Below are 21,677 nucleotides of genomic sequence, written 5' to 3' on the forward strand. Positions count from 1 at the left end.
CGTACAGCACTTACGAGGTTCGGTCTGAACGGCTACTGTTTACCATATGAGACATTATATATTTTATCTTAAGACCATCTGGATCAGGATTTATTTACTATTAGCTGAGGGGGATACTTAACACCGGAGGGCAGATAAATGCATGAGAGACTCTTTGCATACCCTAATTTAATTTTTAGTACATCCATCGAAAATTTTATCCTTATATGATGTGGTATCTATAGCTTGCAGTGTTTTAAATGTGCGCACATACACTTTTAAATATTTTACTTTAGCCAGTTTCTACGTTTTCTTGCCAATGCGTAAGGTGTTAAGAGGTAGGGGAATAATTCCTCAATAAATGGGATTGGTTGTTCTTTACTACCCTTTGATTGGTCAATTCTGAAGATGGCTGATCTTAACTTACAAAGTATGTCATAGTAAGGATATAATATTGCTACAATTTCAGCAGCAAGATATGGCGATAATTTGGTTACTTTCCAGTTAATTACAATGAAGTCAACCTCTGACATGATATAGCCATCCAAACTGAAAAATTGACTATATGTAAACTTTCCGCTTCGATCTACAATTCTTATTGCATCATCTACAATTTTATCTCTTTTGCTAGGTGGGATATATTCCCAAAAAGCAGATTCAATAATGTTGTTCCATAATTCTAGAGGGTTGGGAGTCTTTTTTTTAGAATTTGTGATCGTGTTGAGAACATAGTAGCGTGATTGGTCTCCAAACTCTGAAAGCATGTTTATTATATCAGTTTGAATTTCATTTAGAATAAGGTGATCATTTCCTTTCGAGTGTTTTTTGCCAACTTCAAGAACGGCTTTGTACAGAGATTTGATATCGTGCCCTAAAGACCTTATTTCTTTAAAGTCTGGTTTTTTTAAGTCATGATCGATCATGTACTGAAGGATATAAATTATCTTAAAAAAACGCTCTAAGCCAATTGATAGTTGGAAAAAAGAGGCATAAAAAGTACCTTTATCAGTTATGGTGCACTTATTAAGCGATGTTAGGCCGCCTCGAATTGATGAGCTTGCTAATGAGGCTTCAACTAAAAAATTTTGGTATGATTCGGTGTACATTTCCGTCCTTCAATTCTATTGTGAATTTTAAAATGGTAATTATTATAGCATAACACAATTTTACTAATTGAAGTATATTGCAAAGCGGAATGAAATTTTCATGCATTAACTTCCATATATAATCAGCAGTAATTATTTCGTAAAGTATAGTAATGGCCACTTTTCAATTGACTAATCATTTTCATTATCACTCATTATTGGTAGCTCTAAGTTTTCGGCACCCTCTAAGAGTAAATATAAATATTAACATGAATAATTTAATTAGATGAATCTTTCATTAACTCAACTTGCTGTTTAGAATCTCCTGAGAAAAATCTATTTGGAATAAAGAAATTAAATCCCCTAATATGTGATAAAACCTAAAGCTTATATTCAGTATTTGCCCAAGTTAAGGGGGTTTTAGTTTGACCCTTTGACTTTTAGGGCGAATGCGGACAAATCATTAAATCCATATTAGGTTAACGTCCGCATCTCGCTCGACGTTGCCCAAGAAATCAGTCACGATTTGTTGATGATGATCAAGTAGTTTGCACCAAGTAGTAAAGTAAATTGCAAAGGTACAGTCAAGTTAATGCTAATACCTCTGAAGCATAATTAACCAGATAACTCTGAAAAAACGCGGCTGATTACCCTCTCGTTTGCACTTTTCTTGACCTGTCCGCTGTTCGCAGATATATAGAAAACGAGTTCAACCCGCCCGGAGCGGTTACCTATGAAAGTCTACGACACTAATTATCCCCCTGATACCTTTGGCCGCATCCGCATGGGGCTAATTAAAGAGTTGTATCTGACTTACACGGGTTTCTCGAAACCTGCTGGCGGCGACCATCTTCGTATAAGCTGCACATATCAAGGCGTGGTCCGTGACGTGATCACCCTAAAGATTACCTCTGCGGTTGTAAGCACTGATACTGCTGACACTGTGCTGATAAAAGTAGAAGGGATGCTCGCTGATATGGCTAAGATCGCCGGTGATAAAAACGGTTGGTCTTACCGCGATCACCTCCCGAGCCTCCAATCCTAGGAACTTTTGACGTTTCTAAGCATCAGATTAGGTAAGCAAACTACCCAAGAGCACACCTAACAAAGCAAAAAAGGTGTGTTTTCTGCTCTTTTAGGCCTATAGTACGCCCGTTTTTTATGCCATAACTATTACATTAAAAAGGCACGCCACAGCAATCAACATAAATGCGGAGGCTCACATGACGGAACACAAGCCGATGGAGCGTATCTACCAAAAAATTAAGCTCGCTGGTTTTAATCCAGCGTTTATGAAAGCCATGCTGCCTGATTGGTGGGATGATGAACTTGCTTGTACCCCATCAGGTCAGCAGTATGCTGCTCTGCATCTCGCACGCATTTTTAGTTTGGCCCCAGAAAGCCTTCGGGATGATGCCGAGCACGTGCTTTTTTCTTTTGGTAGCACGCACAAATTTAAACATCGAGTGAATGTTGATGAAGCATCACTGGATGTTGCTACGGCAATCGCTTATTCCGCCGCAAAAATCGCTGTAAGCAACTTCAAAACAGTTTACGATCCATCCATTAGTCTTGAATGGAGTGACGTCAGGAATTATATTCTGGCAGATAATCCGTATGTTAATCTTGAATCTTTGCTTAGTTTCTGCAACAAGGTTGGAATACCTGTAATTTTTATAAGTAAATTCCCTTCCAAAGCTAATAAAATGGCAGGGCTTGCCCTTAAAGTTTATGACCGACCTGCAATTGTTCTTACTCAAGGTCGTTCTCACGGTTATATGCTTTTTGATTTGGCGCACGAGTTGGGCCACATAGCAAAAGGACATCTTAACGAGGCTAACGGAGAATGCCTTGTTGACCGTAAAATTGAGCAGAACTCAACTGATCATAAAGAGCTTGAGGCCAATCAATTTGCTTTTGGTGTTATCACCGGTCAGGAGGGTATTCAGTTTGTGCATGAAGAGCATGGATTAAATGCACCTCAATTAGCTGCTGGTGCTTTAGAAACAGCTCGCTTACGCCGTATTGATCCGACACATGTTGCACTAAATTATTGCTTCGGATTACGGCGCTGGTCTTTGGCAAGCAGCACATTAAAAATTCTGTGTAATGGCTTGCCGTCTGATCAGGAAGTTGTAAAAAGAATGATGATCGAGGGAATTGATCTTAGTGAGATTGATGAAGATGATTTGAGTATGATTAAAAAATTGTCTGGAGAATAAATGTGATTGTTCTTTCGGATAATGATGTAATCATAAAATTAGCACAGTGTAATCTGATACCTAGCTTAAATACTATATTTGGGTATGAGATGGGTGAGATATACGTTAATCCGGCCGCAAAGTTTCAAATATTGAAGAAGAAAGATAAAGCTCTCCGGATGTGTGGAAGTGAGTTGGTTGTTCAGCGCGTAGGTGAATTCCTTGAGGCTGTTCAACCGATTCCAGAAGTAAAAGATAATTCATTAATTGAGACACTACAGTCTATCCCGAAAATTGACGAGGGTGAGCAGTTACTGCTGGCCACTTGTATGGAAAATCCAGATTCGATTTTCATGACAGGTGACAAAAATTGCCTTTCAGCGGTCATGCAAAACCAAGACAAACTTTCTGGATTTCATGCGAGATTGATTAACTCAGTAGTTACCTTCGAAAGCGCAATTTTGTTGTCGGTAGAATCACTTGGTTTTGAAACAGTGCTGGCACAACTTCGCTCTCATCCTAAAGCTACCGAAGATGGTTTGATGCGTGCAGCCCTTAGCTCTGATCACTACGATGGTGTCTGTGGTTGTTTCTTTTCATTCACTCGTGCTCATTACGATTATCTGGCCTTTAAGACGCGATTACCCGAGCAAGGATGGCTATTGTAATAAGAAAACGGGAGGCCAGTTGCCTCCCGTTTTTATTAGTAAAACTTGCAGAGGTTGAGTCTTTAGTTTTCAGTGCAAGAAAACGTACCACTTTGCACAAATTTTTAAATGTGTCGTTTGCCAGTCCGCCCCAGCGGCGGCGCGGGATTGGCTGGGTTGCAAAAGTGCAAAAAAAGGCACCCTTTTCATGCGCGGGCGAGGCGGGGGAGCAGTCGCGCGCTGAGGGGGTAAGGTGGGGGGATTTATTTAAATGGCAAAATTGGCCGAAAATCGGCGCATGGCTCGCTTATTAGTGGTTGAGGCGTGTCGTTGCATGCGTAAAGAAAAAGCCCCGCAGCGTGGCGCTGAGGGGCTTAGGTTGGAGGTGTGATAATCGGGTAAAAGTGGCTGTGTCAGCTGCGGGCCGCGGTCTCCGCCAGCGCGTATGGTGTGAAGTCGAATACCTCAATGCCTAACCAGTCGTTAAGATCCTTTAGCACTGACTGAATCGGATACAGTTCGTTGATTGCGAAGACCTTCGCAGCCTTCTCAATATCACCTAGGCCGCCAGTGTTGTTAGGCAGCACACCCATCAGCTGAGGCGGTACTCGGTGAATCGCCAGCATGTCATCACGGGTCGCGTCCTTAATACCGGTGAATTCATCCTTTGCCGCGATCTGGCTGAATGGCAGGATTTGCAGGCCGTCCTTCTTCCCGCCCGCCGCGTAAACGAACAGGTTTTTAAACGCGCCGCCGCCTCTGGCATCCTTCAGTGACCTCTTCAGCTTTTCCACGTCCCCGCTGTTTGCAACCGGATCGGTTAGATAAACAATTACCCCCGCGTGGCTGCCGTTGATGTAGTAATTGCGGCGGAACAGCGTGGCCTCTCCATTCAGCAGGATGGACTGCATTGCTGACATATATTCAGGTGTCCCGTAAATCTCCTGGTGAATGCTCGGGCTGCGCAGGTGATAGACCTTGCCTGGCGGGAAGGCGTAATCCTCCCCGTAGTAGGTGACAAACCAATACTGATCGAGATCTTCCCCGCGCCGGGTGTACTTCGCCAGGCTGTGCTTGAGCTTTAACGGCTGGCCGAGCATGTTTTCCCTCAGCTCCAGATAAGCATTTCCAAACACCAGGTAATCCATGATGAAGGCGCTGGCATCCTGCCGGGACAGCAACGGGTGCGGTTTGAAGCAGGACATAATCACATTGCGTTTGAAAATTAGCGGCGACTGGTGGTGAACGGCGCCCTCCACCATGCGGGCCAGTCCATAAGTGCTGATCGGTGGTTCGTACCAGCGCCCGTTTTTTGCGCATTCCATGCAGTCCTGTAAATCGCGCTGATCCATGATTGCCGTCGGTTCCCCGAAGCTGAATGACTGGATTTCCTCAATCGGTTGCTGAAGTGAGTCGCCAGCTGGCAGGGATTCATTAGTCTTCACACAGCTGAGTGTGTTGTTGTTTTTACGGCTGCGGCTCATTTTTTAGAATTCCTCTACGAAGCTGTCACTACCGCTGCCAGCATCATTGCCGAGCGGTTCATTTTGTAATGCGTGCATGGTTGCCCAGGCCAGATCGCCGTGGCTGCTGCCGCGCTTGCGGTCGGATGCGTAAGAGGTGTGCCCGCCCTGAGTAATGAATTTCCTTACCGTCATAAAGCTGCTGACGATATCCATCATTCCGGCGTCATATTCGAAGCGGCCGGCACGTATCACCATCTGCGCTTTCAGCACAAGTTGGCGCTTCACTGACGGGGTGTAGACGTGCATCTGTGCCGCCGGGAAGAACTTCACTACCAGTTGATGAACTGCCGCGCCGATGCCGGTGCCGTCAATGTCGATGTGCTGCACGTCATATATTTTTATCAGGCGTTTGATAAATTCGGCCTGCTCTTCAAATTCCATACCGCGCAGCTGGTGACGCTCAACCACGCGGAACTTACCGCCCGGCACCAGTGGCGGAGCAAGTACGACCAGCCCGGCGCTGTCGCCTTTATCGCTATTGCCGTTGGGGTCGTAGCCAATCCAGACTTTTCGATTACCCAGCGGGCGCGGGGCGTAGGGGTTCCAGTCTGGCCAGATGCCGCTATAACCGTCCACGCCGCAGTTAATCAGGGCGTTATAGTTAAACGCCCGCTCACCCTGCTTAACGAAGATGCAGCGATACAGGTTGTCGAATTCATCCGGGCTGTTCTCACTCTGGATCTCTTCCAGGTCGATGAACGGGAAGCCCTGATCGATAACGTCCTGCACCGTCACAATCTGCCGCCAAATATTGTCGGCGCACAGCTGGCCGTCTTTTAACGCCTTATGGCTCAAGTCCAGATCTGCCCGCTCTTTCTTGTCCCGACCATTGTTGAACAGCTTCCCGCTCCAGAATTCGAAGGCTTCATGCTCTTCACTGGATGGCGTTGAAAAATAGGTACGGCGCAGGCCAACGTGCGTCGCCATCCCGGCGGCCACTTTACGCAGGTTGAGGAAGTTGGCGACCCAAAAGGCTTCATCAAAATAGAGATCGCCGGTATAGGACTGCGCGGTTGCCGCTGACGTGCCGAGGAAGTAAAGCGTTGCCCCGTTCGACAGGATAATTTCATCACCGCCCTTCAGCTCCACGCCGATGCTGCGGGCCAGAAAGATAATGAATTTCTTAAACTGGAAGGCCTGAGCGCGGGAGGCAGAAAGAAATATCTGGTTCGTCCCGGTTTCAAGCGCCCTCAGCAGCGCTTCGCGGGCAAAGTACCAGCTGGCACCAATCTGGCGCGATTTCAGAATGAAGCGGTTACGGCGTTCGCGCTGTTTGTACCAGCGCTTCTGATGTTCAAACAGCGATTCCAGCACCAAGGTGCGCAGCTCTGCGATCTGCTCGTCGCTGAAGTGGTTTTTCGGCGTCTTCTCTTTCTTCTCCTGATCCTTCTCTTTGCGCTCGTCTCGCGCCAGTCGCGCCAGCTGGCGGCCAAGCACGTCCAGCGTTTTGAAGTCATGAGCGCTCAGGTCTTCTTTTGCCATCAGTCGCAAATAACGCACGTCGGTACGCTCCAGCGCCCTCTGGATAGGCGTGGTTGCGTCCCATGCGTCGCGACGGCGCCAGGAATAAATGGTGTTAGCACTCAGCCTAAGGCGCTGAGCGATTTGGGGGATGCTATAGGCCTGCCAGTAAAGGCTTTTGGCCTCGTCTCGGGGATCGGTGACTGTTTTCATGCGTACAGGCTATCGCGCCCGCGAGGCCCGGAATATCAGCCGAGATTGTCGCTGGCCGCTCACAATTCCCATGTGTGGCGCGGTTTGGCTGCGGGAAAGAAGATAGGGGTACAGGGTGATACCACTACTAATTAACCGGAGTTTGAACAATGCCAAAGTCGAAGTATTTCCGCGTCGTGGTCGAGGGGGCAACCTGCGACGGCCGCGATGTAACGCGCCAGCAGATTCAGGAGATGGCGGAAAGCTATAGCCCTCAGCTGTATGGGGCGCGCTGCAATCTGGAGCATCTGAAGAGCCTTTCGCCTGACAGCACATTCCGCATGTATGGCGACGTCGAAGCAGCGAAAGCCGAAGAGATCGCTGATGGCCCGTTAAAGGGCAAATTGGCGCTGTATGCGCTGATCGATGCGACTGACGAAATGGTTGAGCTGAACAAGAAGCGCCAGAAGGTCTACAGCAGCGTTGAGATTAACCCCAGCTTTGCGGATACCGGCAAAGCCTACCTGATGGGGTTGGCTTTCACCGACTCACCTGCCAGCCTGGGCACTGAAATGCTTCAGTTCTGCGCGAACAGCCCAGTGAATCCTCTGGCGACCCGCAAAAGCAATCCTGCCTGCCTGTTCAGCGAAGCGATGGAAACGGTTATTGAATTCGAAGCTGACGCGCCCGCAGCGGAAGCTGGCAATAAGTTTTTCAGCACCATCAAAACCCTGCTGACAAAAGGTCAGCGCCAGTTTTCTGCTGAAGCTTCTGAGATCCGTGACGCGGTTGAGCTGGTCGCGAAGTCGCAGGCGGATACCCTGGACAAAATTGAGAGCTTCAGCCAGCAGCAGCGCAAGTTTGCTGACAGCACCGAGCTGAGCAAGGTCCGTGATGATTTGGCGGCGCTTACGGCGAAGCTGGAGAAGCAGGACGGCAACTTTAACCAGCGCCCGACCGCACCAGGCGGAAACGGCATCGATCATGCAAACCTGGCTGACTGCTGATAACAAATACCCGATTAAAGGAAAAGTAAATGAAACACGAAACACGTTTGCTATGGGATGCCTACAACCTGCGACAGGCCCAGCTCAACGGCGCGAAGCCGGAGCATGTTGCTAACTCAAAGCATTTCAGCATCACACCATCAGTGGCGCAGAAGCTGGAGGACAAGATTCAGGACTCCAGTGAGTTGCTGAAAAAAATCAACGTGGTGCCGGTCTCTGAGCAGGAAGGTGAAAAGCTGGGCCTTGGCATCAGTGGCCCGATTGCCAGCTCCAATACCTCAAGCACCGAACGCCGTACGCCTCGATCGGTCCATACCCTTGATGACGATAAATATCGCTGTGAGCAGACTAACTACGATACGTTTATCAGCTATCCGCAGCTGGACATGTGGGCGAAATTCCCGGACTTCCAGCAGCGCATTACCAACCAGATCATTAAGCGCCGTGCGCTTGACCGCATCATGATTGGCTTCAACGGCACCAGCCGTGCTGGTAAATCGGACCTTGCTGCTAATCCGCTGCTTCAGGATGTAAATATCGGCTGGATGCAGAAATATCGCGCCAACGCCCCTCAGCGAGTGATGACAGGAGCCAAGTTAACCAGCCGTGATGACTCGAACAAAGTTATCGCGAAGGGTGATTACGGTAGCCTGGACTCACTCGTATTCGATGCGACCAGCTCACTATTGGATGAATGGTTTAAGTCGTCAGACGAGCTGGTTGTTTTGTGTGGCCGCAACATCGTTACCGCCCGTGAGTTCCCGCTAATCAACGGCATCAGCGAGAGCAATCCTAACAGCGAAGCGCTGGCGGGCCAGCTTATCGCCTCCCGTAAAACTATCGGGAATATCCCGTCGCTTATCGCCCCGTCATTCCCTGACGGCACGCTGTTCATAACGTCTCTCTCCAACCTGTCTATTTACTGGATGGAGGAGAAGCAGCGTCGCCTGCTGAAAGACGAGCCAGAATACAACCGCGTGGCTACCTATGAATCCTCAAATGACGCTTACGTCATTGAAGATTATGGCTTTGGATGCCTGATTGAAGGCATCACCTTCGCAGAAGCAGCGGGCGAGTAATTTACACACCATGCCGGGACACACGTCCCGGCTGACAGGGGGAAATCATGCTGACACCGGCAAGACGACATTTTGAGAACATCATGGCGCAAAACCGTGGCAACGGGGTGGCAACGTTTGCCGATATGACGGCGTATGAACAGATTTTGCATCGCCTGCGCATCGATATGAATCGCCTCAAGGGTATTCAGTCGAATAAGACCAAGGCGGAAGAAAAGCAGAAGCTGCTGCCCGACTATCAGGGCTGGATTGATGGCACGCTTGCGGCTGACAGCGGCCAGGCGGATGAAGTGCTGACGCGTGTGATGCTCTGGCATATCGATGCCGGGAATATTGCGGAAGCGCTGCGCATCGGCGAGTACGTGATCCGTCATCAGCTTTCAATGCCTGACAGGTTCAGCCGCACCGCAGCGGTGACGCTGATTGATGAAATTTGCGATCCGGTACTGGCGGCATTCAAAGCATCGCCGAACGTGGCCCCGCTGGGCGCTGATTTGCTGAAGGCGCTGGACGGTTTAACCACCGGGCAGGACGTGCCTGAAGCGGTCCGCGCCAAGCTCTGGAAAGCCATCGGCTACACACTGCGCACCGTGCAGGAAACGCAGCCAGAAGCGCTGGAGTACCTGCAAAAAGCCATTACCGAATTTAGCGAAATCGGCGTGAAGCGCGAGATTGAGCAGCTTGATCGCCTGCTGAAGAAATCCGCCCTGCTTGATGCCGCCGCGGCTGACAGCGAAACCCCGGGCAGTGATCAGCAGGCTATTCCGCCGTCCGCCGTTACAGCGGTGACGGTGATTGATGCTGAGCCAGCTCAGCCAGCTGAACCATCTGAAGCCGCTGGCCTCCAGGTCGCATCAACGGATGGCGAACAGGTGGCCGCTGCGGCACCGCCCGCGCAACCGGCGGTAAAACGTGGTCGCCCGGCTGGGGTTAAAAAGCCAGCTGGGGCTAAGGCTAAGAAGGTAGTAGCGAAGAAGAAGCCCGCTGCTGCTGAGTAAAGAATGTGCCCCCGCGCACCAGGCGACACGGCGGAAGTTATCAGCGTGGCTGTTTCACTTCCTGCCGTCCACCGCCTGACCTTTTGAGAGTAAGAGCATGAGTCTGGTAGCCAGCAAAGAGATAAACCCCGTTGAGGGGGAAGCAACGGATATCAACGACGGCGGGGCCAGCGTAACCAGCGGGACTTTCTGGCCTGAAATCCGCCTGTCGGATGTGCGCCGCGATATGCGTCTGAATGGGCTGGTTACCACTGACCGGCTGAAGCATGCGGCCACTGAGTCGGTGCTGAATGTAAACCGGCAGCTTGCTGAGTGGCGTGTCGGTCAGCAGGCGGAGGGCTATCAGTCGCTTGAGGCTGTGCCGTCTGAAGAAATTAACGACACGACCGAATACGTTTTCCTGTACCAGCGTGCCGTGTATTGCGCAGCGAAAGCGCTGCTGACTGAGGGCTATCGCGATGTGGACACCACCGGGCAGGGGGAGAAACACGCGGCGGCACTGACGTCGCAAATTGACACGCTGTGGCGCGATTCCAACTTTGCGATTCGGGACATTATCGGAATCAGCCGCGGGCTGGCGGAGCTGGTCTGATGATCGTCAAAGCACTACAGGGCGACACGCTGGATCAGCTCTGCCAGCGCCATTACGGTAGCACGCGCGGTATCACCGAAACGGTACTGAAAGCTAACCCCGGATTGTGTGAAAGCAGCCCGTTTATGGCCGCAGGGCAGGAAGTCACATTGCCGGACATTGCACCGGCAGCACAGGCGGAGATGGTGCAGCTATGGGACTGAATTTTGACAGGGTGGTTTCGTTTCTCTCGTACCTGCCTTCAGCTTTCCTGACCACGCTGGGGCTGTTCTCCCTGACGCAGTGGGCGACGCTGATCGGCATCGTGCTGGGGATCCTGACCTATCGGCTCAACAAACGGCATAAGCGTCGGGTTGAACTGGAGGAGGAGAAGCGCACCGCGATTATGTTCAGCCTGGCTGAGAAAGCGGGCAGCCATAACCTGAATGAAGTCGTTGGCGCGTTTCAGGAGATGGCCCGGACGGAGAAAAGAGGCCGTGCGCTATGAGTATTCGAAAAAAGGCGGTGGTGTGTTTCGTTACGGTGATTATCGGCATTGTCGGGGTTGAGTATTCCGGGCAGGTAAGAACCAGCCCGCAGGGGCTGGAGTTGATTGGTGATGCTGAGGGATGCCGTCGTGATCCTTACATCTGCCCCGCTGACAAACTCACGGCGGGGATTGGTTCAACCACGGATATCCGGGCGGGCCACCTCTACACCGATGAAGAGATTACCGCGATGTGGGTTGAGGATATTCGCCGGGCTGAGCGTTGCATTGACCGCAATTTTAACGGCAGCCTGCTCAATCAGGGCCAGTTTGATGCGATGACCTCAGCCGCGTTCAATATGGGTTGCCTCAATCTGATGTGGTTCACCGACCGTCAGGGCGTTAAGCAGCGCACCACTATCTGGCGTCACGCGCAGGCCAGGCGCTGGGCGGATATGTGCAACAGGCTGCCGGACTTTGTGAACGCCGCAGGCCGCAAGCTACCAGGACTGGTTAAACGCCGTGAAGCTGAGCGGCTGATCTGCCTGGCACCGGAGGAGTGATGAACGTTTCCCGGCTGTTTTATGCGGTGGCGTCAGTTCTGACCGTGCTGGCAATTCTCAGCGGTACGTACTTTAAGCGGGCGGCCTCAGTAGCAAGGGATGACCTTGAACGGGTGACCGGCCAGCTCAACGGCGCCAATACGGTGATCGGTAACGTTCAGCTCACCATGAAAATATTCAGTGTGATAACGGCGGAAAGGGCCTATGAAAAAGAGCGAGACAGGCAGGCAGGAGAAAAGCGCCGTGCAGCACTCCGCGCTGATCTGCAAGGCGATCGCTGTGCCTTTGAGCCTGTGCCTTCTGCTGCTGAACGCCGGTTGCTCAACCGTGCGGCCAGTATACGTCCCGGCGCAGTGCCTGCGGATGCCGCCGGAGCTGCTCCAGCCAACGCCAGTGCCTTACCCACACCTCAGCGGTAAGCGCATGCTGTACGGCGAGGCGCTGGAGTGGACCGATTTACTGATTGATGCGCTGGACAGCGCCAACAAAGACAAAGCTGCATTGCTGAAGATTGAGCAGCAGCGCGAGGAGGCCGGTGATGTTGAAAAGTGAACTGATGCGGGCGGCTATCGTGGCGCATAACCCGTTTTTTACGCGGGAGCCAGATCGCCTGGAAGTGTACGTGACAAAAGGCAACATCGTTGCGTCCGGCACCCCGTCACCGTCTTTTGCCTATAAGTACGAGCTGAACGTCCTCGCGATGGATTACCCAGGCGAACTGGATGACCTGGCGATTCCGATCCTCGCATGGGCTGCTGAAAACCAGGCTGAGCTGCTTTTTAACCCGGCTCGTCGGGAAAGCGGGATCGGCTTCGATGCGCAGATTCTTAACGATGGCACGGCGGATATTCTCTTCGTGATCAACGCCACTGAAAACGTCGTTATCACGACTGGCCCGGACGGGCGACCGGTTGTCACGCACCGTATCGAACCTAAGATGCAGGATGATGTGATCGGTAAGTGGCTGACCCTGCTGGCCGTCAATGACAACACCGGCGCATCGCAGACGCTGCGGGGCGGTGAGTGATGGCGGAGAATCTTCTTTTTCACCAGCTGGATGCCATTCTCGCGGATGTGCTGGGCGTCACTAAGCCCACGACCCGCCGCAGTATGGCCCGACGTGTGGCAGCGGACTTGTGCCGCAGCCAGCAGAAGCGCATCGGCCAGCAGAAAAACCCCGATGGCAGCGCATACCCGGCACGCAAGCAGAAGAAGCTGCGCACTCAGGGCGGTGTGAGCTTCTTGCATGGCGGCCAGGTGCGCCGGTTGCGTAACTGGCGCAACAGCAAGGGACGTTACGGCGACCGCATGATCACCGGGTTTGATGAAGACAAGGGCGGCATTCGCTCGTTCATCCGTGCCGATATTGAGCGCTATCTGAGTATTGACCTGTCCCGCAAATCCGAAACGAAAGCGGCTAAAAACCCGATGTTCCGGCGGCTGCGTGCCGCCCGCTTCCTGAAGGCGACGGCGTACCCGGACGCGGCGGTTGTTGGTTTCCAGGGCAACGCCGCGAGGATAGCGCGGGTTCACCAGTACGGCCTTACCGATAAGGTCGCCCACCGTGCCAGTGCGAAGTATCCGGCGCGCCAGCTGCTTGGGCTGACACCGACAGAAATCGACGGCATCGCCGATGCGATCATCGGCGCAATGGAAGGAGCAGGGCAATGAGAGAAGCGGAAGCGGCACGCCTGCTGCAAAACCTGATCCGCGTTGGCACCGTGCAGCAGGTGGATTATGTGGAGTACGTCGCCAGGGTAAAAACGGGCGGTAACACCACCGACTGGGTGCGCTGGGGTGCGCAGCGTGCCGGGGATGCACAAACGTGGTGGGCGCCATCGGTAGGGGAGCAGGTTGTGATCCTTTCTCCAGGCGGCGATCTGGAAAATGCCTTCATCGCCTTCAGCCTGTACGGCAGTGATGCGCTGCCGCCGGATACCAGTCAGGCCTCAAATATCACGCGCTACCCGGACGGGGCAAAGGAAGGCTATGACCCTGCCAGCGGCCAGAAGCGCCTGACCGGGATTAAAAACTCGCTGGTTGATGCCAGCGGCACAATGACGCTGAATCTGGCCCGGCTGGTGATTAATGCCCCCGAGGTGGTGATTAACGGTGAGGTGACGCAGGGCGGCGGCAGTATGTCTTCTAACGGTGTGGTGGTACATGCCCACGTACACGGCGGCGTGCAGTCTGGCGGCAGCAAAACGGGAGGCCCGCAGTGAGTAGCGAATGGAAAGGTATGAGCAGCGCCAGCGGCGCAGCGGTGGAAGGTGAGTCGCATCTGAAACAGTCGATAGAAGATATTCTTCTTACGCCGGTCGGCAGCCGACTGATGCGCCGGGAATACGGTTCCGCGCTCTTTTCACTGCTGGACCAGCCGGATAACGAAGTAACGCGGTTGCGTCTTATCTCTGCTGCGGTTATCGCGCTGTGGAAGTGGGAGCCGCGTATCACCCCGACGCAGATCACCTTTGAGAGCGTGGCGCAGGGTGCCAGGACAATGACAATCAGCGCACAGCGCAGCGATTCGCTGAGCGCTATCACAACGGATATCACGATATGAGTGGCGTAATTGACCTGTCACAGCTGCCCGCGCCGGAGATCGTTGAGTCGCTGGATTATGAAGTGATTCTGGCCGCCCGCAAGGCGGCGCTGATTGCGCTGTACCCGGCTGATGAACAGGCAGCTATTGCACAAACGCTTGAGCTGGAATCTGAGCCAATGGTTAAGCACCTTCAGGAAAGCGCTTACCGCGAAATGCTGTTGCGTCAGCGCATCAATGAGGCGGGGCTGGCGGTGATGGTTGCTTACTCGGGCGGCGCTGACCTTGACCAGCTGGCAGTTAATAACGGCGTGACGCGCCTGACGGTGACCGCGGCGGATGCCGCTGCTATCCCGCCGGTTGCCGCCGTGATGGAGAGCGATGAGGATTTGCGCAGCCGCATCCCGGCTGCCTTCGAAGGGTTATCCGTGGCCGGACCGACGGCGGCCTATGAGTATCACGCCAAAAGCGCCGACGGTCGCGTTGCCGATGCCCGCGCTATCAGTCCGTCACCGGCGGAAGTGGTGGTCACCGTGCTGAGCCGGGAAGGTAACGGCACCGCCGCCGCTGACCTGATCGCCGTTGTGGCTACCGCGCTCAATGATGAAAGCGTGCGGCCAGTGGCGGACCGCGTGACCGTCAGCCCTGCCGAGATCGTTAATTATGCGATAGAGGCAAAAATCTACCTACTGCCAGGCCCGGAAGCTGAGCCGGTACTGGCCGCCGCCAGCGCAAATCTCACCGCTTATGCGCAGCGACAGTCCCGAATCGGGCGCGATATCAACCTGTCAGCGATTTATGCGGCGCTACACGTTGAGGGCGTACAGCGCGTTGAGCTGATAACGCCGGTCGCGAACGTGGTGCTGGATAATACGCAGGCGGCTTACTGCACGGACGCAGTGGTAACTATTGGGGGAACGGATGAATAGCCTGCTGCCGCCGTCAGCCTCAGACCTTGAGCGCCGCCTGGCCGCCGCCTGTAGCGATATGGCGAATCTTAGCGTGCCGCTGCGGGATCTGCTTAACCCTGACGTCTGCCCCGTGCGCCTGCTGCCGTATCTGGCATGGGCCTGGTCGGTTGACCGTTGGGATGAAGGCTGGACGGAGAGCGTAAAGCGCAAGGTGGTGAAAGACGCGTTTTATATCCATCAGCATAAGGGGACGACCACGGCTATCCGCCGGGTGGTGGAGCCTTTCGGCTTCCTGCTGCGCATCTCAGAGTGGTGGAAAAACGGCGACGCGCCCGGCACGTTTCGCCTGGATATTGGCGTGCAGGATCAGGGCATCAGTGAGGAAACCTATCAGGAGCTTGAGCGGCTTATCAGCGATGCAAAGCCCGTCAGCCGCCATCTGATCGGTATGTCGATTAATTTGCAGTCCAGCGGCAGCCTGCCGGTTGCGGCGGCCTGTTATTCCGGGGACGAACTAACGGTTTACCCCTACACAGCAGAAATAATTTCCGTCAGCGGTCTGGGAATTACCGGGGGCGCGGTACATTTAATAGACAGCATGAGAGTGAGCGCATGAGCACAAAATACTATGCAATTTTAACCAATCTTGGCGCGGCGAAGCTTGCTAACGCTGCTGCGCTGGGTACTAAAATCCAGATAACTCAGATGGCAGTTGGAGACGGCAACGGCGTACTACCTTCACCAAATGCTGCTCAAACGGCGCTCATTGCTGAGAAACGTCGGGCTTCGTTGAATGCTCTGAGCATTGATGAAAACAACTCCAGTCAGATAATCGCGGAGCAGATTATCCCCGAGACTGAAGGTGGATTTTGGATCCGAGAGATCGGCCTTTTTGATGCTGATAATATTCTGATTGCAGTGGCGAACTGTCCTGAAACCTATAAGCCACAATTACAAGAAGGCAGTGGAAGAACCCAGACGGTGCGTATGATCCTTATCGTAAATAGCACAGACGCGGTGACCGTGAAAATCGACCCATCTGTTGTGCTTGCGACCCGTAAATATGTGGATGAAGCAACCCTGACGGTCAGTCAGCACGCTGAAAAGCTGATGACCGATCATGCCGTAGCCGCCAATCCGCATAAACAATATCTTCAGATGGCGAATGCGCTGAGTGAGATTAAGGACGCCGGTAAAATTGCTGACGTTCTGACAAATCTTGGTCTGGGTGCTGGCTCTGCGCTGCCCGTAGGCGTGCCATTGCCCTGGTCGCTTGCTGCTGCCCCTGAAGGATGGCTGAAATGTAATGGCGCCTCGTTCAGCGCCACAACGTATCCGGTGCTGGCAAAAGCGTACCCCTCACTGAAATTGCCTGATTTGAGAGGTGAGTTTATTCGTGGATGGGATGACGGGCGGGGTGCAGACAATGCCCGTGCCCTGCTTTCGGCGCAGGCGGCCACATCAATCAGAACGGCAGCGCTGGATTATTTTGGCGCTGATGCAACAACGGCCAACGGCACCATTGGTACCTCTTTCAGTCAGGCAGACAGCGTAACAAGTTCACAGCCTGGCGATGCTAAGTCTCCGGCAAACGGCGCGCTTGGCGCAATTCTTAACGACAACAGTATGGTTGCCGAGCAAAAGCAGGGTGGGATTATCTCCAGCAGTCAGTGGATTTCTGTGCGTCCACGTAACGTGGCATTTAACTACATTGTGAGGGCTGCATAATGGCTAAGGTGACATTAGATAATGACGGGCTGGCAAAGTCTGCAGGCACGCTGAAGGTCTATAACTTCGACGCCGTCAGCGGGGAATATACCGGAACTACGGATGAATATCTGTTGCCCGGCGTGGGCATCCCGGCCAATGCCTGCACGTCAGTGCCGCCATCAGTGGCCACCGGTCAGGTGGTGATTTTCCGTAATGGTAGCTGGGTAACTGAACCGGATCACCGTGGCGAAAGGGTTTATTCAGTGGCTGATGGCTCTGAAGTCATGGTTACCGAAACGGGGGACTATCCGTCCGGCACCACAACACTTAAGCCGTCATCGGGCTTTGATGCATGGGACGGCAAAAAGTGGGTGACTGATACGGACGCCAAGCAGGCTGCAAATGTTTCTGAGGCCGAACGTCATAAGGCTGAATTGGTCAGCCAAGCGAATAGCTTTACTCAGTCCTGGCAAACCCAGCTGATGTTGGGGATTATTTCAGACAAAGATAAATCATCTCTTACTGAATGGATGCGATATATCCAGGCTGTTCAGGAAATTGAGACTTCACTCGCTCCCAATATTCCATGGCCCGTTAAACCACAATGATATTGAAAAAAAGGGGGGTAACCCCCTTAAGTTTTATATTAAAGAGAGAATGTCATCTGCCGTTATTCCTGCGAGTTTTTCCCTGATATCCTCACTGACCTTTTTCAGCGTGAGGGTAAATTCAATTTTCTGCGCCTTGCCATCCTTCATAAATTCCGTGCGGTTCTCCGTGATCCCTGCAATGACAAACATCCCGTAAATTGAGCCGGTGCCTTCAACCAGCGGCCACGGTCGGCCACCATAGGCAATTGTGCGCAGTGTCGCCAGCGACACATCGCCGCCGGTAACTTCGGGGTAGAGGGTGCCGGTCAGAATAATGTTATCCTCACCGGTACCGATGTATTGCCACGTTGCCGATTTTCCGATCCTGTCGTTCTTAACGTGCCGCCAGGAGGTTTCCTGCTGGAGCGCCTGATAGGCGGCGGTATCGAGCATAAAAACAAACATGCCGTAAGCCATCATCATCGTGTGTTACTCCCTGTCTCTGAGTTGTGAACGTCGGCGGGCTTCAGCTTCGCGCATCAAGCTTTTCACTTCGTCCCGCACCATCCGCGCTATCTCTTTGGCGTCGTGTCTTTCCGCGCCGTTAAAATTAATGGTCAGGTTGATATCGCCGATGCCTGCATCGAGCAAGGTCGGCTTTGACCGTCCTGCAGGTGTAACGGGAACCGGAATACCGGGCAGGTTTGACCGTGCCGGCCAGTTCATCACGCTGCTGGTAAAGCTGGAAAGTGTGCTGCCAATCCTGCCCGTCAGAGATTGCGCTAGGCTGTTGGCGGCTCTGATCCGGGGTTCCATGTAGGTACCCGCTACGGGCATAACGGCAGGATGTTTTTTGAAAACGATTTCCCCGAGCTTGTCAGCCGCTGGCGAGGTTGCTGCATCGGCTACCGCGCTGCCGGAACCTGATTTCCGGCCTTTGCTGACCGTGTTTTTCCCGCCCAGCTCCGAAACCGGAACCGGTGCAACTGCCGGGGCTGCCGGTGGCGTAGTTGCGGGTTTAGTTACACTGGCGGCGGCAGCTTTGACGGCGGGCGCGGCGGCCTTCCACTCCTGAGCAATCATCTTTTTCTGTTTGCTGTCCCAGACGTACATCACTGGCGTTTTTGCCTGCGGGGCAACGGCATCCATTGTGCCAGCCACTTCTTTCGCGGCGTTGGCCGCTTCAGGAATGGCGCCCAGCTTTTTCAGCAGCCAGCCAATACCCTCTGCCACCTTCAGAATGACGCTGACCACGCCGGAGATCGCCTTGCCGACAATCTCGCCGAAGGCGCGGCCTGCTTCGGTACATTCTCGCAGGGTTTCCGCTGAGGCGTTCACCGGCTCAAACAGCTGCTTAAACCAGTTCCACACCCGGCTGATGGCATTGCCGATACTGTCGAAGATAGGTGCCAGCGGCGCGAATGCCTGTTTAACCGGCGCGATAGCGCTGATCAGACCGGACCAGAAGCCGCTAAAGAAGGATTTAATCGGTTCCCAATAGCGCCAGATCATTAGCGCGGCACCGACCAATGCGGCAACCAGTAGACCCACCGGGCTGAGCAGTACGGACAGGCCGCCGCCAAGCACAGTTAACACGGTGCGTCCGACGTTCAGCAGTGTGCCGAAACCGCCGGTAGCCACCGAGCGAAGTCCGTTGCCGAGCGCCGTCAGGGCCGTTCGCGGTGAGGTAAAGAGGGTGGTTAGCGCTGAGCCAGTTGCGCTACCCATGCGTGATACCAGGCTGATGCCGTTTCTGCCGGTGGTTAAGATGTTTTTGCCGAGGTTGCCAACCGCTGAGCCAGCGGAGCGGAAGATAGGAATCCAGTCTTTTACGCTGCGACCGGTGCTGCTGAGCAGCGGGCCGAGTTTCTTCAGTCTTGAGGCCATGCCGCCTACTGACGGTAACAGGCCAGCGAAACCACGCCCGCCGGTCAGCAGTGACAGGCTAAGCCGCACGGCAGCCATCGGCAGCAGGATGCTGGCAACGGCCAGCGCCAGCGCACCCAGTGCGGCAATTGCCACGCCAACGGCAACCGCGACTTTCAGCAGTGCGCTGACCAGCGCGGGGTTAGCCTCTGCCCATGCCCGGAAGCGTTGGATCATACGGGTGGCGTAGCCCATGATTTCCAGTACCGGCCCGCGCAGCGTTTCACCCAGGCTGCTGAAGGAGTTTTGCAGGCTGGCCTTTGTGGTCATCCAGCGGGCGTCTACCGAGTCGAGGTTGATGTCTGACTCGCGCTTCATTGAGCCTTTCGAGGCTTCGCCATTGACCAGCGTCAGCTGGCGGTAAAGTTCCGGCAGGTTGTTCGCGAGTTTCTGCGCCGAGCCGCCAAACTCCTTACCGAAAATCTGCGTCAGCACGGAAGACTGCTGATAGTCAGGCAGCTTTTGAACCTGCTCAAGCACGGTCAGAATGGTGCCCATCGCATCGGTAGGCATTCGCTTCTGAATCTTCTCGGCACTGAGGCCAATGGCGTCCAGTCCGTCCATAAACTTATCGCTCTGCTGTGTGGCGATCGACAGCTCGCGCACCATTGCATGCGTTGAGCTGGCCGCGATTTCCGGCGCGGCGCCGAGCGTCAGGAAGGTGGAAGCCATTGCGGCCGCTTTGCGGAAATCGAGCTTGTCAGCGTCACCTCCGATGCGCTGAAGGACGTCGATAATATCTGAGCCTTTCGATTTGGCGTTGTCGTCCAGGTAGTTCAGGACGTCGCCCAGCCCTTCAATCTGTTGCGTCGGGATTTTATAGAGTCCGGCAATTTTACCGAGGCTTTCAGACAGCTCATTAGCCGGAAGTTCGAACGCTGTTGAGGCCATCGCGGCAGTGTTGGCAAACGACAGGAGATCAGCTTTCTGCTTTGCCCACGGATCGTCGCCGTTGGCCACGCCCATGCGTGCGCCGCCTTCCACCAGGGCGGCATAGTCCACCGCACCGTTTTCCATCGGCAGATTCTCGCTGGCCGCCTTAATGGCCTTCTGCATTTCGTAGAACTGCGCGGTACGGGTGCCATCGTTCTCGCGCAGCCCGTTGACCTGCTTTGCAACGCCTTTCATGGAGTTTTCAAAGGTGGCGTAGCTGCTAACGAGGCCAATCACCGGCGTAGCAATGGCCGCACCGGTGGCAACGGCACGCATCCCGCCACCTTCCAGCTTCTCGCGGCTTTCTTTGGCATGCTGGTACTGCTGCTGCGCCCGCGTGACCGCCGTCAGCCTGCGCTGCTGCTCGGCCAACTGGCGGTTATAGGCTGCGGTGCGGCGAGTGACCTGCTCGGTGGCCGAGCTGCCGCCCTTCAGCAATACTCCGTGCTGCATCAGTGATGAACGCAGGCTGCTGAGTTTGGCCCGTTCTTCATTGTGGGCGCGGGAGAGCTGGCGCACGGCATCGGACTGGCTTTTGAGCGCCGCCGTTTGTTCGTTGGTGCGCTGCTTCGCCGGGCCGAATGAGGCGCGGAGTTCGTCGGCTTTTTTGCGGGCTTCTGCCAGCTGGCGGGCAGTGTTTTCTGATGCTTTCGACAGGCGGTCAAAGCTGCCTGCCTGACGTTCAAGCCCCTTCAGGCTGGTTTGCGTGGATTTAATTTGTGACGCCAGTGAGGCGGCGCTTTTCTGCGCCGCGCTCACCGGGCGGGTGAGGTTGTTGATAGCGCTGAAGGCTACCCGAATACTCAGATTGCGATCTGTCATTCTTCCTGTCCATTACGGGCCAACGCACGCTTATGCCAGGTAAGAAATTCATCCACTGGCATCGTGTCGTAGGTTGACGGCTGCCAGTGGAAAATAACGGCGATATCGGCGATCAGTTCGTCAGTATCAACCGCCGGACAGCGGATTAAGCTTCTGCCGCTGCTGTCTCGTTCAACGCCGATGGCGGCGCTAAAAAATCAGCAATGCCGGTTGCCAGCTGAGCCAGGTCGGATGGGTGCAGGGCGGTTACTTCCAGTTCGGTCAGCGCCGGGCTGGTGACGCGGGGCAGCAGCTTAATCAGTGAGTCAACGTCGCTTACCATTACGTCATACAGTTTCAGGCCACGCAGCGATCCGGTTTGCGCCATTGCGTCGGTGATAGTGACTTCTTTGATAACGGTCTTGCCGCGAGTGATTGCGCCAAAAAGTGGGATAATTTTAGCCATGA

27 protein-coding genes are annotated in these 21,677 nt (G+C 53.7%); 20 read left to right on the top strand and 7 right to left on the bottom strand.

Going from position 1 to position 21,677, the window contains the following annotated elements; translation table 11 throughout:
- Positions 1-266: 266 nt before the first annotated feature.
- Positions 267-1,085: a hypothetical protein gene (locus tag EBC_RS01890; protein WP_041691846.1), complete on the bottom strand. Its 819-nt coding sequence runs from the start codon at positions 1,083-1,085 to the stop codon at positions 267-269.
- A 712-nt stretch (positions 1,086-1,797) separates the two neighbouring features.
- Here EBC_RS01890 and EBC_RS01895 point away from each other — a divergent pair.
- The 3 genes from EBC_RS01895 (at position 1,798) to EBC_RS01905 (ending at position 3,933) form a co-directional block, all read left to right on the top strand.
- The gene (locus tag EBC_RS01895) at positions 1,798-2,109 is read left to right on the top strand and encodes a hypothetical protein (protein ID WP_041691847.1); all 312 of its coding nucleotides are present in this window, start codon (positions 1,798-1,800) and stop codon (positions 2,107-2,109) included.
- Between the two features lie 178 nt (positions 2,110-2,287).
- The gene (locus EBC_RS01900; protein ID WP_013200140.1) at positions 2,288-3,286 is read left to right on the top strand and encodes an ImmA/IrrE family metallo-endopeptidase; all 999 of its coding nucleotides are present in this window, start codon (positions 2,288-2,290) and stop codon (positions 3,284-3,286) included.
- 2 nt (positions 3,287-3,288) lie between these two features.
- On the top strand, positions 3,289-3,933 hold the full coding sequence (locus EBC_RS01905; RefSeq protein ID WP_041691848.1) for a hypothetical protein: 645 nt from the start codon (positions 3,289-3,291) through the stop codon (positions 3,931-3,933).
- Positions 3,934-4,325: 392 nt separating this feature from the next.
- Here EBC_RS01905 and EBC_RS01910 read toward each other — a convergent pair whose 3' ends face one another.
- Complete coding sequence (locus EBC_RS01910) at positions 4,326-5,396, bottom strand: phage portal protein (RefSeq protein ID WP_013200141.1); 1,071 nt, start codon at positions 5,394-5,396, stop codon at positions 4,326-4,328.
- 3 nt (positions 5,397-5,399) lie between these two features.
- The gene (locus EBC_RS01915; RefSeq protein WP_041691849.1) at positions 5,400-7,112 is read right to left on the bottom strand and encodes a terminase large subunit domain-containing protein; all 1,713 of its coding nucleotides are present in this window, start codon (positions 7,110-7,112) and stop codon (positions 5,400-5,402) included.
- Between the two features lie 149 nt (positions 7,113-7,261).
- Between EBC_RS01915 and EBC_RS01920 the strand changes: the two genes are divergently transcribed.
- From EBC_RS01920 to EBC_RS01995, 17 genes are all read left to right on the top strand, one after another.
- Entirely contained in the window at positions 7,262-8,098 is an 837-nt protein-coding gene (locus EBC_RS01920) for a GPO family capsid scaffolding protein (protein WP_013200143.1), read from the top strand.
- A gap of 29 nt (positions 8,099-8,127) precedes the next feature.
- Positions 8,128-9,177 (top strand): phage major capsid protein, P2 family, encoded by a 1,050-nt coding sequence (locus tag EBC_RS01925; RefSeq protein WP_013200144.1) that lies wholly within the window; start codon positions 8,128-8,130, stop codon positions 9,175-9,177.
- Between the two features lie 47 nt (positions 9,178-9,224).
- The gene (gene gpM, locus EBC_RS01930; protein ID WP_013200145.1) at positions 9,225-10,175 is read left to right on the top strand and encodes a phage terminase small subunit; all 951 of its coding nucleotides are present in this window, start codon (positions 9,225-9,227) and stop codon (positions 10,173-10,175) included.
- A 97-nt stretch (positions 10,176-10,272) separates the two neighbouring features.
- On the top strand, positions 10,273-10,767 hold the full coding sequence (locus EBC_RS01935) for a head completion/stabilization protein (RefSeq protein ID WP_013200146.1): 495 nt from the start codon (positions 10,273-10,275) through the stop codon (positions 10,765-10,767).
- Positions 10,767-10,970 (top strand): tail protein X, encoded by a 204-nt coding sequence (locus EBC_RS01940; protein ID WP_013200147.1) that lies wholly within the window; start codon positions 10,767-10,769, stop codon positions 10,968-10,970. The genes EBC_RS01935 and EBC_RS01940 overlap by 1 nt, the downstream gene beginning before the upstream one ends.
- Positions 10,961-11,254, top strand: coding sequence for an HP1 family phage holin (locus EBC_RS01945; protein ID WP_013200148.1), 294 nt, complete (start codon positions 10,961-10,963; stop codon positions 11,252-11,254). Before EBC_RS01940 ends, EBC_RS01945 begins: the two co-directional genes overlap by 10 nt.
- Positions 11,251-11,796, top strand: a complete 546-nt coding sequence (locus tag EBC_RS01950; RefSeq protein ID WP_013200149.1) for a lysozyme — start codon at positions 11,251-11,253, stop codon at positions 11,794-11,796. The genes EBC_RS01945 and EBC_RS01950 overlap by 4 nt, the downstream gene beginning before the upstream one ends.
- Complete coding sequence (locus EBC_RS01955; protein WP_013200150.1) at positions 11,796-12,215, top strand: hypothetical protein; 420 nt, start codon at positions 11,796-11,798, stop codon at positions 12,213-12,215. Before EBC_RS01950 ends, EBC_RS01955 begins: the two co-directional genes overlap by 1 nt.
- Complete coding sequence (locus EBC_RS26225; protein WP_422389087.1) at positions 12,160-12,348, top strand: hypothetical protein; 189 nt, start codon at positions 12,160-12,162, stop codon at positions 12,346-12,348. The genes EBC_RS01955 and EBC_RS26225 overlap by 56 nt, the downstream gene beginning before the upstream one ends.
- Positions 12,335-12,823: a phage tail protein gene (locus tag EBC_RS01960; RefSeq protein ID WP_041691850.1), complete on the top strand. Its 489-nt coding sequence runs from the start codon at positions 12,335-12,337 to the stop codon at positions 12,821-12,823. The genes EBC_RS26225 and EBC_RS01960 overlap by 14 nt, the downstream gene beginning before the upstream one ends.
- Entirely contained in the window at positions 12,823-13,467 is a 645-nt protein-coding gene (locus EBC_RS01965) for a phage virion morphogenesis protein (protein ID WP_013200153.1), read from the top strand. Before EBC_RS01960 ends, EBC_RS01965 begins: the two co-directional genes overlap by 1 nt.
- On the top strand, positions 13,464-14,018 hold the full coding sequence (locus EBC_RS01970; protein ID WP_013200154.1) for a phage baseplate assembly protein V: 555 nt from the start codon (positions 13,464-13,466) through the stop codon (positions 14,016-14,018). Before EBC_RS01965 ends, EBC_RS01970 begins: the two co-directional genes overlap by 4 nt.
- Positions 14,015-14,359 (top strand): GPW/gp25 family protein, encoded by a 345-nt coding sequence (locus EBC_RS01975; protein WP_231853675.1) that lies wholly within the window; start codon positions 14,015-14,017, stop codon positions 14,357-14,359. The genes EBC_RS01970 and EBC_RS01975 overlap by 4 nt, the downstream gene beginning before the upstream one ends.
- Positions 14,356-15,267 carry a baseplate assembly protein gene (locus EBC_RS01980; RefSeq protein WP_013200156.1) on the top strand — a complete coding sequence of 304 codons (912 nt, stop codon included), beginning with the start codon at positions 14,356-14,358 and terminating at the stop codon, positions 15,265-15,267. Before EBC_RS01975 ends, EBC_RS01980 begins: the two co-directional genes overlap by 4 nt.
- Positions 15,260-15,865, top strand: coding sequence for a phage tail protein I (locus tag EBC_RS01985; protein WP_013200157.1), 606 nt, complete (start codon positions 15,260-15,262; stop codon positions 15,863-15,865). The genes EBC_RS01980 and EBC_RS01985 overlap by 8 nt, the downstream gene beginning before the upstream one ends.
- The gene (locus EBC_RS01990; RefSeq protein ID WP_013200158.1) at positions 15,862-16,977 is read left to right on the top strand and encodes a phage tail protein; all 1,116 of its coding nucleotides are present in this window, start codon (positions 15,862-15,864) and stop codon (positions 16,975-16,977) included. Before EBC_RS01985 ends, EBC_RS01990 begins: the two co-directional genes overlap by 4 nt.
- Positions 16,977-17,567 carry a tail fiber assembly protein gene (locus EBC_RS01995; RefSeq protein WP_013200159.1) on the top strand — a complete coding sequence of 197 codons (591 nt, stop codon included), beginning with the start codon at positions 16,977-16,979 and terminating at the stop codon, positions 17,565-17,567. The genes EBC_RS01990 and EBC_RS01995 overlap by 1 nt, the downstream gene beginning before the upstream one ends.
- A gap of 33 nt (positions 17,568-17,600) precedes the next feature.
- Here the strand turns inward: EBC_RS01995 and EBC_RS02000 are convergent, their stop codons facing one another.
- Genes EBC_RS02000 through EBC_RS02010 form a run of 4 tightly spaced genes read right to left on the bottom strand, consistent with a single transcriptional unit; the run spans position 17,601 to position 21,675 of the window.
- Positions 17,601-18,032, bottom strand: a complete 432-nt coding sequence (locus EBC_RS02000) for a phage tail protein (protein WP_013200160.1) — start codon at positions 18,030-18,032, stop codon at positions 17,601-17,603.
- 6 nt (positions 18,033-18,038) lie between these two features.
- Positions 18,039-21,230 (bottom strand): phage tail tape measure protein, encoded by a 3,192-nt coding sequence (locus tag EBC_RS02005; RefSeq protein ID WP_013200161.1) that lies wholly within the window; start codon positions 21,228-21,230, stop codon positions 18,039-18,041.
- Positions 21,227-21,412 (bottom strand): GpE family phage tail protein, encoded by a 186-nt coding sequence (locus EBC_RS26290; RefSeq protein WP_331426862.1) that lies wholly within the window; start codon positions 21,410-21,412, stop codon positions 21,227-21,229. Before EBC_RS26290 ends, EBC_RS02005 begins: the two co-directional genes overlap by 4 nt.
- Positions 21,376-21,675 (bottom strand): phage tail protein, encoded by a 300-nt coding sequence (locus tag EBC_RS02010; protein ID WP_013200162.1) that lies wholly within the window; start codon positions 21,673-21,675, stop codon positions 21,376-21,378. The genes EBC_RS26290 and EBC_RS02010 overlap by 37 nt, the downstream gene beginning before the upstream one ends.
- Between the last annotated feature and the right edge of the window lie 2 nt (positions 21,676-21,677).

The sequence above is a fragment of the Erwinia billingiae Eb661 genome (assembly GCF_000196615.1).
GTDB classification, from domain to species: domain Bacteria; phylum Pseudomonadota; class Gammaproteobacteria; order Enterobacterales; family Enterobacteriaceae; genus Erwinia; species Erwinia billingiae.